Below are 13,768 nucleotides of genomic sequence, written 5' to 3' on the forward strand. Positions count from 1 at the left end.
CTTCAGCGCTCCAGAACGTAGCGACCCGGGGCCGGCCCAAGCGGCGCGTAGTCCTTGTCCGGCGCACCCGTCGGCGGCGGCGGCACCGGCTCGCCCGACTGCCGGTCCAGCCACTCGCCCCAGGCGATCCACCACGATCCTTCCCGCCGCTCGGCGCGTGCGAGCCACTCGTCGGGGTCGAGGGCGGGACCGTCGAGTGGGCGCGTGAGCAGGCGGAAGCTGCGGTGGGGATGGCCAGGCTCCGAGACGATGCCCGCATTGTGTCCGCCGCTGGTGAGCGCGAAGCTGATTTCGGCCCCGGTCAGCATGTGCAGCTTGTGGACCGAGCGCCACGGCGCGACATGGTCGCGCTCCGTGGCGACCACGAACATGGGCGCGCGGAGCGCGGATAGACTGATCGGGTGCCCGTCGGCGGCGAAGCTGCCCTCCGCGAGGTCGTTGTTGAGGAAGAGCCGGCGAAGATACTCGCTGTGCATCGCGTATGGCATCCGCGTGCCATCGGCGTTCCACGCCATCAGGTCGTTCATCGGCTCCCGTTCGCCCATCAGATAGGTCGAGAGCAGGCGCGACCAGATGAGGTCGTTCGAGCGCAACAACTGGAAGGCGCCGGCCATCTGCGACGAATCCAGATAGCCCCGGCTCCACATCATGCCGTCCAGCAGATCGAGCTGCGCCTCGTCGATAAACAGGCCGAGCTCGCCGGGCTCGCTGAACTCCGTCTGGGCCGCGAAGAGCGTGACCGAGGCGAGCCGGTCGTCGCCGTCGCGCGCCATTGCCGCCGCCGTGATCGCGAGCAGCGTGCCGCCCAGGCAATAGCCGGCGGCGTGGACCTTGCCGGCGCCGGTGATTGCCGTCACCGCGTCCAGCGCCGCCATCGGCCCGAGGCGACGATAATCCTCCATGTCGAGATTGCGGTCGGCCGGGCCGGGATTGCGCCACGAGATGGCGAAGACGGTGTAGCCTTGCCCGACCAGCCAGCGGATCAGTGAATTTTCCGGCGACAGGTCGAGGATGTAATATTTCATGATCCAGGCCGGCACGATCAGCACCGGCTCGGGCCGAACCCGCTCGGTGGTCGGCGCATATTGGATCAGCTCGATCAACGCATTGCGATAGACCACCTCGCCGGGCGTGACGGCGACCTTCCCGCCGACCGGGAAATCCTCTGCTCCGGCCGGCGGTTGGCCGCGCATCGTGCGTCCCGCATCCTCGATGAGGTTGCGTGCGCCCTGCCAGAGGCAGAGCCCTCCGCTTTCGAGCAGCCGCTGCTGCAGCGCCGGATTGGTCGCGATGAAATTGGTTGGCGCGATCGTGTCGAGCAGCTGCCGGGTGGCGAATTCGACCACCGCCTCGTGGTGCCGCGTCACGCCGTGCAGGCCGGTCGTGGCGGCGTGCCACCATTGCTGCTGGAGCAGGAAGCCTTGCGCGATGAGGTCGAACGGCGGCTGGCGCCAGGCGGGATCGTCGAAGCGATGATCCTGCGGCAGCGGCGTGATGGCGGGCTCGGCATCCTCCCCGGTGGCGGTGCGCGTCGCATAGCCCGTCATTCGGGCGACTTTTCTTGCCGCCTTCACGCCGAGCTGGAACTGCTTGCCGGGAGCCGCAGCGAGATGCGTCCACCAATCTGCGAAAGACTGGATGAGCGTGCTTGGCGAAAGGCCATGTGTTGCTTGTGCCACCGCCGCGGTCGCGGCGCGGTTCAGCGTTTCGGCGATGCCGTCGGTAGGGTCGGGCGCCTCTGTGCCAGGGGTGGTTACGCGAAGGACTTGGCTCACGGTAGATCCTGAAGTTTTCTGGGAAATCATCGTTCGCCAGGACCTGCCTACCTGTCGCTCAGCACCGTGATCGGCGCTCCGGTGCCGCCACTGCTCAGGGAATCGGGCGTGGCGACGACAGTCGTGCCGGGAACGAGGATCGCAAGGAGCTTCCGGCGGAAGGGCTCGGCCAATCCGAGCCGCGCGCGATCGGCAGCGACGATCTCCTCGCCACCGGCCGCGGGGCTCCAAGGGAGGGCGAGCGAGAGCCAGTGTGGGCCCGAAGCATCGGTGTTGCGCAAGACGTAAGCCGCGGGCGCAGGGATGCCGCCGGCGATGGTAACCGCGGCAGCGCCGATCTCGACCCCGTTCCTCAGGACAACAAGCCGCTTGTCCGCGCCGCTGATGATGATCGAGACCGGACCTTCGGGGGCAAGCTCGGGCTGCCAGCGTGGTGGCTGCTCCGCTTGTATCGGCACCGTGACTGTCCCTCGTTGCAGCAGGTCTGGGGTGGGCGCCACCCGCGGGATGGGCGCATCTTTCGTGATGACGACCGTCGTGCCTCTGCTGGTCGCCTCGAACAGCAACTTGGCAAAGGCATTGGGCAAGCGGATGCAACCATGCGAGGCAGGATAGCCCGGCAGCTTGCCCGCGTGCATCGCGATCCCGTCCCAGGTCAGCCGCTGCATGAATGGCATGGGGGCATCGTCGTACAGGTTGGACTTGTGCTCGACATGCTTCTGCAGGATCGTGAACACGCCCGTCGGCGTCTCCTTCCCCTCGACCCCTGTGGACACGGTCGTCACGCCGATCATCACCCCGTTGCGGTAGACATAGGCCCGCTGGCGCTCCAGGCTGACAACGATCAGCAGTGGTCCGGTGGGGGCGAGTTGCGGCGCCCAGAGATACTCGCCCGGCTTCAATCGCGCGACCGCGTCGGAAACGTTCGCCGGAAGCACAGCCTGCGCCGATACCGGCACGGCAGGCGCCGTGGCCAGAGCCAGGCCGGACAGGAGAAGATGAAACAAGCGATGGGTCATCATGCTGCGGTTTCAGCCAGAATGTGGGGACGGATCGTCAGCGGCGGGCACCGACACACGCGCACTGCGCCACCCATCGCGGGCAGCGATGCTTGCGATCGTACGTGCCTTCTGCTCGACCTCAGCGAGGCACTCGCGGATATAGTTGGCTCGCGTGCCCTTCACGATCGCCGAAAAGTGCACGTGATCGGTCGAGGCAAAGGAGAAGGCGTTCTTGATATACTCGTCGAATACCTGACGGAGCGAGAGCATTGCGCCCTGCTCGGATAGCCATTGCGATGTCGTGCCGGACGAGGTGAAACTCAGCAGGTGCGCGCCCTCGGCGATCGGGTGGAAGGCACGGTCACGAACGTTCCGGTGCGTGAAACCGGCGCCGAGAACCCGCTCGACATAGCCTTTCAGCATCGCGGGCGGCGCGCCGAACCAGATCGGGTAGACCAGCACGAAAACCGAGGCGCCGGAGAGCAGTGTCAATTCCTCGGCCACATCCGAGCTCAGCTCGAAGTCGGCCCTGCCCGGCTGTTCACGCGCCCGAAGCACGGGATCGAAGCCCATTGCATAGAGATCACGGAGAACCACCTCATGCCCGATAGTGCGGACCGTGGCACAGTAGCGTTCCGCCACGCTCGCATTGAAGCTGCCCTCCTCCGGATGGCAGAGGATCACGACATGCTTCGGTGGTCGCCTCCCTGCCATGGCATTTCCTCCCTGCTGTGCCGCACCAGGCATCGTTGCCGGTTGATGCGAGCCGCCGAAATACGGGTTGATACGGATGGAGCCGACAGGCGGATTCGGGGCAGGACCTCCTCGAACGAGGAGTGCCGCAATGAGTGAGAGCACCGAACTGACCACCAGAGGCGGGGTTCGGCTTCGCGTGCGCCCGGCGAGCCCGAAAGATGAGCCCGAGCTTGCTGACTTCTTCTCGCATGTCGCGCCCGACGATCTCAGGTTCCGCTTCCTGACGGGTCTGGCAAAGGTGCGGCACGAGCAACTCGTCGCCATGCTGTCGGTCGACCACAGGCAGGCGGAGACCTTCGTCGCCTTCGAGGCGGCCACCGAAACATTGGTCGCCGTCGCTATGCTGGCAGGCGATCGGGAGCTGTCTACCGCCGAGGTCGCGATCAGCGTGCGCGCGGACTACAAGCACAAAGGTGTCGCCTGGACGCTCCTCGATCATGCAGCGCGCTTCGACGAGGCGCTCGGCGTCGGGTCGCTGATCTCGATCGAGAGCCGCGCCAATCGCGAGGCGATCGAACTCGAGCGCGAAATGGGCTTCTCGGTCAGCGACTATCCCGGCGATCCGACGCTGGTCATGGTGCGGCGCGTGCTCAACGCGAACGCCGCTCCGGATGACTAGGCGACGTGACCGGGAGGATCGGACCCGGCGACGGCCTAGCGGAGCGATCGTGACCCGATGATCGCCATGGAACTGCGGGCAACCGGCGAAAAGCTGGTGCGATCGACCAGGGTGATGCCCGAGCCTGCTTCCGGCGAATTGCTGCTGCGGGTCAAGGCATGCGGCGTATGCAGAACCGATTTACACATCGTCGACGGCGAAGTGGCGGCGAAGAGACCGATCGTGCCAGGGCATGAGATCGTCGGGGTGGTGGCGGCGATTGGCTCGGCTGCGCGTGGCTTTCACGTCGGGGATCGCGTGGGCGTGCCATGGCTCGGCGGGACGTGCGGCCTATGTAGCTATTGTCATGCTGGCCGTGAGAATCTGTGTGACAGGCCGGTCTTCACGGGCGCCAGCCGCGACGGCGGCTATGCGACGCATGTCGTGGCGGATGCCCGCTACTGCCTTCCCATTCCTGACTCCTTCAACGACGCGGAGGCGGCGCCTTTGCTCTGCGCCGGCCTGATCGGCTATCGATCGCTGGTGATGGCTGGAGAGGGACGTCGGCTCGGCCTCTACGGCTTTGGCGCGGCCGCGCACATCGTCGCTCAGGTCGCCGCCTGGCAAGGACGCGAAGTGTTCGCCTTCACCAAGCCGGGAGACAATGCCGGTCAGGCGTTCGCCCGATCCCTTGGCTGCGTCTGGGCGGGGGGATCGGACCAGCCCCCGCCGGTTCCGCTCGACGCCGCCATCATCTTTGCGGCGGTCGGAGCCCTCGTCCCAGCCGCGCTGAGAGCAGTCGGCAAGGGCGGCAGAGTCGTCTGCGCCGGAATCCATATGAGCGACATCCCGAGCTTTCCTTATGCCGAGCTTTGGGGCGAGCGTGCGATCCTCTCCGTAGCCAATTTGACCCGTGCCGACGGCCATGCCTTCCTCGACATCGCCGCCCGGGTGCCGGTGCGGACGTTCGTCACGACGTTTCCGCTCGCCCGCGCCAACGAGGCGCTGGACGCGGTGCGGGCGGGCGCACTGGACGGTGCTGCCGTTCTCCTGCCGGCGGACGAGTGATTTTGGGCAGCGACCGAACCATCTCGGCTGGGGCCGAGCCGTGGCATTCCAGGACGGCCGGGCAGTGTCTGGATATGCTCCGCAGCGGGCACGAAGGGCTGGATGCCGCGCAGGCGGAAGCCCGGCTGCTCCGGACAGGCCCCAACATCCTGCCGCAGCCAGCGGCAGCGAGTTTCGGCCGGCTCTTTGCGCGGCAGTTCGTCAACCCGCTCATCTATCTCCTGCTCGCCGCGGGATTGGTCGCGCTGCTCGTCGGCGACGAGGTCGATGCGGCCTTCATCCTGGGCGTGTTGTTACTCAACGCTGCGGTCGGCGCCGTTCAGGAGAAGAAGGCGGATTCGAGCGCCGCGGCGCTGCGTAAGCTGATCCGGGATGTGGCCCGCGTGCGGCGGGACGGGCAGGTAACCGAGATCGCGGCGGAGAAGCTGATCCCCGGGGACGTGGTGGAAGTGGAAGGCGGCATGAACGTGCCGGCCGACCTCCGCCTCCTTGATGCACTAGGACTCTCTGCCGACGAGAGCCTGCTGACCGGCGAGTCGGTGGCGGTCGCCAAGGACGCAGGGGCGGTGATTGCCGTCGACACGCCGGTGGCAGACCGGGTGACCCTGCTCCACGCCGGCACGGTCGTCGCGCAAGGACGGGCGCATGGCGTGGTGGTCGCTACGGGAGCGGACACGGCGCTCGGAGCGATCGCGGGATCGCTGTCCCGCGCCGCCGACGCACCATCGCCGCTGACGCTGCGGATTGCGCAGCTCAGCCGTCAGATCGCTATAGGGGTGATGCTGCTGATCGCAGCGGTTTCCGGGCTGCTGCTGCTTCGCGGCACGCCGGTGCAGGAGGTGTTCCTGCTCGCGGTCGCGCTGGCGGTCTCCGCGATCCCGGAGGGCTTGCCGATTGCCGTGACGGTGGCGCTGTCCGCGGCGTCCTGGCGCATGGCGCGCCGCAACGTCATCGTGCGCAACCTGCCGGCGGTCGAAGGGCTCGGCGCCTGCACCCTGATCGCGACGGACAAGACGGGCACGCTGACCATGAACCGGCTGACGGTGGAGCGCGTGTGGCTCGGCGACGGGCGCGAATACGCGCCTGAGAACTGGAGAAGCGGACCGGCCGTCCCGGCTCTCGTCGCGCTCGCCCGCTCCGCGGTGCTGTGCAACGAGGCGAGCGGCAGCGGTGACACCTTCACCGGCGATGCAGTCGACGTGGCCCTGCTGCGCTTTGCCGGGGAGGCCGGCATCGATGTGGACGCTGCACGCACCCATGAAGTCTGCCGCGCGCGCCGCCCCTACGAGCCCGCCCTGAAGTTCGCTGCCGCCTTGATCGGCGCCGACGGCAGCGCATGCCTCCACGTGAAGGGCGCGGCGGAGGTCGTCCTGCCGATGTGCGACGCTCCCCCACAGGATGCCCTCTCCGCTGCTGCGCGGCTCGCCAGAGAGGGCTATCGCGTGCTCGCCCTCGCGTCGGGCCCGTCAGCAGCGGAGGCGGACGTCGCCGACCCGCAAGGCTTGACCCTGCTCGGCGTCGTCTGCCTCGCCGATCCGTTGCGACCGGAAGTGCCGGCTGCGGTCGCCGCCTGCCGCAGCGCGGGTGTGGGCGTGCGGATGGTCACCGGCGATCATCCCGCGACCGCGCTCTCCATCGCCCGCCGGCTTGGGATTGCCGATGACGGCGCGATCGTCGTCACGGGAGCGGAGCTGGAAACGTCGGGCGGTGCGGCGGGCCGGGAGCGGCTGAAGCACGCGACCGTCCTCGCCCGCTTCGCCCCGGCGCAGAAGCTGGCGCTGGTCGAGGCATTGCAGGCTCAGGGCGAGCTGGTCGCGGTGACCGGCGATGGCGTGAACGACGCCCCGGCGCTTAAGGCTGCCCACATCGGCATCGCGATGGGGCGCGGCGGCACCGACGTCGCGCGCGGCGTGGCGGATCTGGTGCTCGCCGACGATAATTTCGCCTCGATCGTCGCCGGCATCGAGGAAGGACGGGTTACGCAGGACAATGTCCGGCGGATCGTGATGATCATGCTCGCGACCGGCTTCAGCGAGATCGCGATGTTCCTGCTGGCGCTGCTCGTCGGGCTCCCGATGCCGCTGACCGCGGTGCAATTGCTCTGGCTCAACGTGGTGACGAACGGGCTGCAGGATGTGACCTTGGGATTCGAGCGCGGGGCTGGCGACGCGCTCTCCCGTCGGCCTCGATCCCCCGGCTCACGTCTGATCGACGGCCGCGCGCTGCGCCTGATGGCGCCGCCCGCGCTCTACATGGCGACCGCGGCCATCCTGCTCTTCCACTGGCGTTTGGGGGCGGGCGACACGGTGGAGGTGGCGCGCAACCTGGTGCTGTTCACGACCGTCCTGTTCCAGAACGTCTATGTGCTCTGCATGCGGTCCGAGACGCGGCCGGTGACGCGTATCCCGCTGCTGTCGAACCCTTGGCTGGTCGCCGGGGTAGCGGGCGCCCTGCTGCTCCAGATCCTGGTCCAGCACCTCGCCGTGGGTGCGTTGATCCTGGGCACGAAGCCGCTCGGGGCACCTCTCTACGCCCTCAGCGCAGCGGCCGCGATCGGGCTGGCCGTGGTGATCGAGGGGACCAAGCGCCTGTGCGCCCGCTCGCTACCCTGATCTACGTATATGTCCCAAGCGAGCCGATTTCGGGCCGCTGCTACGTTCCTGGGCAACAAGGAGGTAGCGATGCTCAAGGACCTGCTGGCAGTTGTCGACACCGCGGACAAGGACGATCAGTTCATCAAGGATGTGATCGCGTTCGCTGAATTTCACTGTGCGCATCTGAGCATTGCCATCCTCTCGCCTATTCCCACCCCTGATTACGCACTCGCCTTCGGCTCGCCCTATATCATCCTCGACGAGTTCGTCCGGCTCAGCGAGGAGAAGGAGGCCAGACTGGCGAAGCCGGCCGGCAAGGCGGCTGTCGAAGTCCGCACGCTGAGCGACGAAATGGCGGCCATGATCGAGACACTGGTCGTGCAGGCGCGCTACTTCGACGCCGTGCTGTTCGGGCCGGCCGATGCCTATGGTTCGGAGGGCCTCAGGCGACAGGCGCTGGAGGCAGTCGCTCTGACGTCGGGGCGGCCGGCTCTGGTTCTTCCCGCGGGCGTGACGCCACGCGCATTCGATCACATCACTGTCGGCTGGAACGCGACGCGGGAATCCTCGCGGGCGCTCAACGACGCGCTGCCGCTGATCGCGCCCGCGGCACGCGTCGACATCGTCGCGGTGGATGCCGAGCCGTCCGGCAAGACCCACGGCTCCGAGCCGGGTGCCGACATTGCCCGTCACCTGGTGCGGCTCGGCCACGAGGTCGAGGTGTTCGGCATCTCCTCGGACGGGGCGCCTGTCTCCGAGGTCTTGGTCTCGCACGCGCGACGTCGCTCCGCGGACCTGCTCGTGATTGGCGCCTATGGCCATTCGCGCTGGCGCGAGATGATCCTCGGCGGCATCACCCGCGACCTGATCGATGAGGCGTCCGTGCCGCTGCTCCTCGCCCACTGATAAGGGGGAGCCTGATAAACTTAGGCGCGTGCGGCAGCCGGATGGCGCTCAGCACGGGGAACACTGACGCGATGGGGACGGCGGGTCGCAGACTTAGCCCACCCCGCCGGGGGCAAGAGGAGGTAATATGGACGACGTCGATCAAAGCGAGCGGCGTGAGGCAGACCAGGCGCCGGCGCTTGCGTGCCACCACTCCACTCCCTCCTTCGGCACCGATGCGGACCCCGCTCACCTCCGTCATCTCGTCATCGTCGGGCACCCCGCCCCGGGGAGCTTCAATCATGCACTCGCCGCGGCCTATTGCGACGCCGTCCAGGCAACCGGGCAGGCGGCGGTTCTGCGCGATCTCTACGTTGCCGGCTTCGATCCGCTGCTCAGAGCGGACGAACGGCCAGAAACCCCAGAATTTCGCCTGTCGCCTGATGTGGTGGAGGAACTGGCCCAAGTCGAGCGGGCGAGCGCGATCGTCCTCGTCTATCCGATCTGGTTCGGGATGCCGCCGGCCGTCATCACAGGCTATGTGGACCGTGTGCTGGGCGCGGGGTTCAGCGCCCGGCAGATCCGGGCGGGCGAGGACAATCCGTTGCTGACCGGCAAGCAACTGGTGCTGCTGACGACTTCGGGCTCGACACTGCCGTGGCTCGCGGAACGCGGGCAGTGGCACGGACTGCGCGAAGCATTCGACTTCTACCTCGAATCGATCTTCTCGTTTGCGAACTGCGAGCATGAGCATTTTGAATCGATCGTCTCTCCGCTGCTGCCCTCCTACGCCGCGGAATGCCTGGGCCGGGCAGCAGATCGTGCGCGGGCGACCTGCAGCGTGCTGCTGAGCGAGGCGCACAAGCGCGAGAAGCGCGCCAAGCTGTCGTCCTAGCGTGGTCAGTGCCATCGCTTCACAAGGGGTGTCCCTCATGTTCCGGTCGATCGTTGCAGCCGCTCCCTTATTCCAGTCCCGCCATCTGATCGCGACCGGACCGAAGCAAGCCGTAAGAGCTCTGCCGACGAGGTCGTGTCGATGAGTGCGCTGGTCGAACTGCCCACCCAGGTCAGCGCCGACGAGGAACTCGCCGCGATCGACCGCTGGTGGCGCGCCGCCAACTACCTGTCGGTCGGCCAGATCTATCTGCTCGACAATCCCTTGCTCCGTCGGCCTTTGGCACCGGCGGACATCAAGCCGCGGCTACTTGGCCACTGGGGAACGAGCCCCGGACTGACCTTCATCCAGGCACACCTCAACCGGATCATCCGGCGCGACGATCGCGATGTGCTGTTCGTCTGCGGACCCGGCCATGGAGGCCCGGCGGTGCTCGCCTGTGCCTGGCTGGATGGTGGCTACGAGCGCGTCTTCCCGGAGGTGACCCGCGACGAGGCCGGCATGGCACGACTGTTCCGCCGCTTCTCCTTTCCCGGCGGGGTGCCGAGTCATGCCGGGGCAGAGACGCCGGGCTCGATCCACGAGGGCGGCGAACTCGGCTATGCTCTGTCCCATGCCTTCGGCGCGGCCTTCGACAATCCGGACCTGACGGTCGCCTGCGTCGTCGGGGACGGGGAGGCGGAAACTGGACCGCTCGCCGCGGCGTGGCACTCGATCGCGTTTCTCGATCCGGCACGCGATGGCGCGGTGCTGCCGATCCTGCACCTGAACGGCTACAAGATCGCCAATCCGACGATCCTCGGGCGGATGCCCGATGCGCAGCTGGAGCAGTTCTTCACCGGCCTCGGCTACCGGCCGATTTTTGTCGTGGGCGACGATCCGGCACCGATGCACCGCCGTATGGCGGAAGCGATGGACGAGGCATTCGCGACGATCGACGCGATCCGCGCTGCGGCGCGCGCGGGTACGGCACCCGAAGGCGTTCCCCGGTGGCCGATCGTCGTGCTGCGCAGCCCGAAGGGATGGACCGGCCCCGAGCGTGTCGATGACCTTCGCGTAGAGGGGTTCTGGCGCGCCCATCAGGTGCCGATCGCCAACGCAAGGGGCGACGCGGCCCACCTGGACCAGCTGGAGGGATGGTTGCGCAGCTATCGTCCCGACGAACTGTTCGACATCGATGGCAGCCCGAGGCAGGATCTGCTCGATCTCGCTCCAGATCGTCCGATGAGCAAGAGCGCCTATAGCGACGGCAGCCGCCATTCGCCTCTTGCCCGGCCTGACTGGCGCAGCCATGCCATCGCGGTGCCGCAGCCCGGCGGTGTCACGGGCGAGGCGACCCGCACGCTCGGCTCCTGGCTCGCCGAGACGATGCGGATGAGCGCGCGCTCGCGCAACTTCCGCATCTTCGGCCCTGACGAGACCGTCTCGAACCGTCTCGGTGCCGTGCTCGACCAGACCGACCGCGCGTGGCTGGAGGCGGTCGAACCCTATGACGAGCATCTGGCGCCCGGCGGCCGCGTCATGGAAATATTGTCCGAGCACTGCTGCCAGGGATGGCTGGAAGGCTATGTCCTCACCGGCCGGCATGGCCTCTTCAACTGTTACGAAGGCTTTGCGCCGATCGTCGATTCGATGGTCAACCAGCACGCCAAGTGGCTGAAGGTGACGCGGGGCCTCGACTGGCGCCGGCCCATCCCTTCGCTCAACACGCTGCTGAGCAGCCATGTCTGGCAGCAGGACCATAACGGCTTCAGCCATCAGGACCCCGGCTTCATCGATCACGGCGCTAACAAGAAGGCCGACGTGGTGCGCGTCTATCTGCCGCCCGACACCAATTGCCTGCTGCGCACGATGGATCACTGCATGGGCACCTGGGACCGGATCAACGTGGTCGTCGCCGGCAAGGCCCCGATGCCGCAATGGCTCGACGCCGAGGCGGCCGAGGCGCATTGCGCGGCGGGTGCTGGCATCTGGGAATGGGCGGGCAGCGATCGCGACGGGGCGCTGCCCGATGTGGTGATGGCATGCTGCGGCGACGTGCCGACGATGGAGGCGCTGGCGGCGGTCGATCTGCTTCGGCGCCATTGCCCGACGCTCGCGATCCGCGTCGTCAACGTGGTCGACCTCATGGTGCTGCAATCGGAGCGCGAGCACCCGCACGGTCTCTCCGACGCTGCCTTCGACGCGCTGTTCACCACGGATCGCCCGGTGGTCTTCGCCTTCCACGGCTATCCGCACCTGATCCACCGGCTGACCTACTCACGCCGGGGCCACGCCAACCTCCACGTGCGCGGCTATACGGAGGAGGGGACGACGACCACCCCGTTCGACATGGTGGTGCGCAACCGGGTCGACCGCTTCCATCTTGCCATCGCCGCGATCGACCTTGTGCCGGGGTTGGCGGAACGGGCTTCTCACACCCGCCAGCACCTGACGGGGGCACTCGATCGCCATCGGCGCTACATCGTCGAGCACGGCGAGGACATGCCCGAAGTGGCCGAGTGGCGCTGGTGCCCGTGAATGGTCGCGGATGTTCCGACGGGACGGAGTGGTTGAAGCCGGCAGCGTTCGTCTCGCTGCCGCGATCCGGGGCTCCGGGACATTACGCATTCCCTCCATTTCTCCGAGGGTGATGGTCGAACCATGCAACAGCCGTCCGCACCTCAGCACTACATCGTCCTCGCGAACCCCTCGCCGCAGAGCTTTTGTCACGCTCTCTCTCGCAGATATGCGGCGACGGTCGAGCGTCTTGGGCACACCGCAACGATCTGCGATCTGTGCGCGATGGCCTTCGATCCGGTCCTGCGGGACTCGGAGCGCTTCGACCATGGCGACCGGCACCATCCCTGGATCGCTGCTGAGCTCGAACGGCTCGCGGCGAGTGGTGCGCTGGTGCTCATCTATCCGATCTGGTTCGGCGGGCCTCCCGCGATCCTGAAGGGTTATGTCGACCGGGTCATGGGTGCCCATTGCGGCTTTCGTTCCTTCCGCGACGGCGGCGCCCAGCCGCCGCTGAGAGGACGATTCTTGCTCAGCATCACGACGTCCGGGACCCCGGCCGGCTGGCTGGAGGAGCGGGGCCAGCGGCGCGCGCTGCGCGAGGGCTTCGACGTCTATATCGAGCGTGGTTTCGGCTTGCGCGATGCCGGCCACGTCAGCTTCGACGAGATCTTCTCCAACATGAGCACCGCCCACGCCGAGCGGGCGTTGGCGGAGGTCTCATCGGCTGCCGACCGGATGTGTGGCCTGCTCAATGAGCGAGGAACAGCGGAACCGGGCTGTTCGTCAGCATCTCGCGAGTGACACCGCCGAAGAGCGCCTCGACGAAGCGGAGATGGCTGAAGCCGCCCATGACCAGTAGGCCATGTTCCCCGCGCGACAGTTCCTCGGTCAGCACCTTGCCAGCACCATGCGCGCCAACTGGAAGCCGGCGAACCGTCGGGTGGATATCATGGCGCGAAAGGTACGCCGCCGCCTCCTCGGCGGGAGCCGCCACCGAACCGTCCTGTATTTCCAGGATCGTGACCCCGCTTGCCGCTTTGAGGAGCGGCACGGCGGCTCGCAGGGCGCAAGCCGCACATAGCGAGCCATCCCAGGCGACGAGAACGTTGCTGAGGTCCAGACGATTGAGGTCGGCGGGGACAGCCAGCACCGGCTTGCCCGAGCGCACCACCAGATCGCCGGTCGCCGCGCGCATGTCGGGAGCCCCGTATGCTTCGAGCTCGCGATTGGTCACGATGACATCGGCCAGTTCACTGGCATTCTTCAGGCAGCCGGCGATATCGCCCTTCGCATCAACCCAGTCCCAGGCCACGTCCTCAGCGGCGAGGCGCTGCTGAAGCTTGTTCTTGTTGGAGGCTTCGCGTGCTGCCTCCTCCGTCACCAGGTCCGCGGTCAGATAGGCGTCGTTGTAGAAGGGATCGCCGCCGGCGAACGTCGGAGTATAGGTCACGTCCAGACAGGTGAGGTGGCCATCGACCGCGCGGCTGAGGTCCAGCGCAGCTTGGAAGCGCGCCTCTTGCCCGCCATCGTCATGGACGAGAAGGAGAACGTTTTTCATCGGTTGCCATCCAGCATATCGTGGGCGCTACGTTGTTATGCTCTCGATCTACTGTTCGGCATCCGGGATTGTACGGAGCCGCTTACGCGGCGAGGACTCGGTCGTCGCGAGACGAGGCGAGCCCCTGGTAGTCAGA

General features: G+C 67.1%; 11 protein-coding genes. 7 read left to right on the top strand and 4 right to left on the bottom strand.

Translation table 11 applies throughout. The features are described 5' to 3' along the window. Positions 1–2: 2 nt before the first annotated feature. Genes A7X12_RS08265 through A7X12_RS08275 form a run of 3 tightly spaced genes read right to left on the bottom strand, consistent with a single transcriptional unit; the run spans position 3 to position 3,634 of the window. A complete protein-coding gene (locus A7X12_RS08265; protein WP_064311196.1) occupies positions 3–1,775 on the bottom strand; it encodes a PHA/PHB synthase family protein in 1,773 nt (590 codons plus the stop codon). 47 nt (positions 1,776–1,822) lie between these two features. Continuing rightward, positions 1,823–2,797 carry a L,D-transpeptidase gene (locus tag A7X12_RS08270; RefSeq protein ID WP_232318414.1) on the bottom strand — a complete coding sequence of 325 codons (975 nt, stop codon included), beginning with the start codon at positions 2,795–2,797 and terminating at the stop codon, positions 1,823–1,825. A 9-nt stretch (positions 2,798–2,806) separates the two neighbouring features. Further along, entirely contained in the window at positions 2,807–3,634 is an 828-nt protein-coding gene (locus tag A7X12_RS08275; RefSeq protein ID WP_232318415.1) for an NAD(P)H-dependent oxidoreductase, read from the bottom strand. On the opposite strand from A7X12_RS08275, the gene A7X12_RS08280 reads away from it, so the two are divergent. The 7 genes from A7X12_RS08280 to A7X12_RS08310 all read left to right on the top strand — a co-directional run bounded on the left by A7X12_RS08280 (position 3,621) and on the right by A7X12_RS08310 (position 12,875). After that, positions 3,621–4,151, top strand: coding sequence for a GNAT family N-acetyltransferase (locus A7X12_RS08280; RefSeq protein ID WP_064311198.1), 531 nt, complete (start codon positions 3,621–3,623; stop codon positions 4,149–4,151). The two genes, A7X12_RS08275 and A7X12_RS08280, sit on opposite strands and share 14 nt — an antisense overlap. A gap of 57 nt (positions 4,152–4,208) precedes the next feature. Continuing rightward, positions 4,209–5,198 (top strand): zinc-dependent alcohol dehydrogenase family protein, encoded by a 990-nt coding sequence (locus A7X12_RS08285; RefSeq protein WP_064311199.1) that lies wholly within the window; start codon positions 4,209–4,211, stop codon positions 5,196–5,198. Continuing rightward, positions 5,195–7,810 carry a cation-translocating P-type ATPase gene (locus tag A7X12_RS08290; protein ID WP_269747809.1) on the top strand — a complete coding sequence of 872 codons (2,616 nt, stop codon included), beginning with the start codon at positions 5,195–5,197 and terminating at the stop codon, positions 7,808–7,810. Before A7X12_RS08285 ends, A7X12_RS08290 begins: the two co-directional genes overlap by 4 nt. 69 nt (positions 7,811–7,879) lie before the next feature. Continuing rightward, positions 7,880–8,698, top strand: a complete 819-nt coding sequence (locus tag A7X12_RS08295) for a universal stress protein (protein WP_064311200.1) — start codon at positions 7,880–7,882, stop codon at positions 8,696–8,698. A gap of 127 nt (positions 8,699–8,825) precedes the next feature. Beyond that, positions 8,826–9,572: an NAD(P)H-dependent oxidoreductase gene (locus A7X12_RS08300; RefSeq protein WP_084445223.1), complete on the top strand. Its 747-nt coding sequence runs from the start codon at positions 8,826–8,828 to the stop codon at positions 9,570–9,572. 141 nt (positions 9,573–9,713) lie between these two features. Further along, positions 9,714–12,092, top strand: coding sequence for a phosphoketolase family protein (locus A7X12_RS08305; protein WP_064311201.1), 2,379 nt, complete (start codon positions 9,714–9,716; stop codon positions 12,090–12,092). A 123-nt stretch (positions 12,093–12,215) separates the two neighbouring features. Further along, positions 12,216–12,875, top strand: a complete 660-nt coding sequence (locus tag A7X12_RS08310) for an NAD(P)H-dependent oxidoreductase (protein ID WP_084445225.1) — start codon at positions 12,216–12,218, stop codon at positions 12,873–12,875. On the opposite strand, the gene A7X12_RS08315 is transcribed toward A7X12_RS08310, so the two are convergent. Continuing rightward, positions 12,823–13,632, bottom strand: a complete 810-nt coding sequence (locus tag A7X12_RS08315; protein ID WP_064311203.1) for a universal stress protein — start codon at positions 13,630–13,632, stop codon at positions 12,823–12,825. The two genes, A7X12_RS08310 and A7X12_RS08315, sit on opposite strands and share 53 nt — an antisense overlap. Between the last annotated feature and the right edge of the window lie 136 nt (positions 13,633–13,768).

It is taken from the genome of Sphingomonas sp. TDK1, from assembly GCF_001650735.1.
In the GTDB taxonomy this organism is placed as follows: Bacteria; Pseudomonadota; Alphaproteobacteria; order Sphingomonadales; family Sphingomonadaceae; genus Sphingomonas.

Excerpts from the sequence above, each read along its gene's own strand:
- A7X12_RS08285 (WP_064311199.1), top strand. The coding sequence starts at position 4,209 with ATGATCGCCATGGAACTGCGGGCAACCGGCGAAAAGCTGGTGCGATCG.
- A7X12_RS08280 (WP_064311198.1), top strand. The coding sequence starts at position 3,621 with ATGAGTGAGAGCACCGAACTGACCACCAGAGGCGGGGTTCGGCTTCGC.
- A7X12_RS08300 (WP_084445223.1), top strand. The coding sequence starts at position 8,826 with ATGGACGACGTCGATCAAAGCGAGCGGCGTGAGGCAGACCAGGCGCCG.
- A7X12_RS08295 (WP_064311200.1), top strand. The coding sequence starts at position 7,880 with ATGCTCAAGGACCTGCTGGCAGTTGTCGACACCGCGGACAAGGACGAT.
- A7X12_RS08310 (WP_084445225.1), top strand. The coding sequence starts at position 12,216 with ATGCAACAGCCGTCCGCACCTCAGCACTACATCGTCCTCGCGAACCCC.
- A7X12_RS08305 (WP_064311201.1), top strand. The coding sequence starts at position 9,714 with ATGAGTGCGCTGGTCGAACTGCCCACCCAGGTCAGCGCCGACGAGGAA.
- A7X12_RS08270 (WP_232318414.1), bottom strand. The coding sequence starts at position 2,797 with ATGATGACCCATCGCTTGTTTCATCTTCTCCTGTCCGGCCTGGCTCTG.
- A7X12_RS08315 (WP_064311203.1), bottom strand. The coding sequence starts at position 13,632 with ATGAAAAACGTTCTCCTTCTCGTCCATGACGATGGCGGGCAAGAGGCG.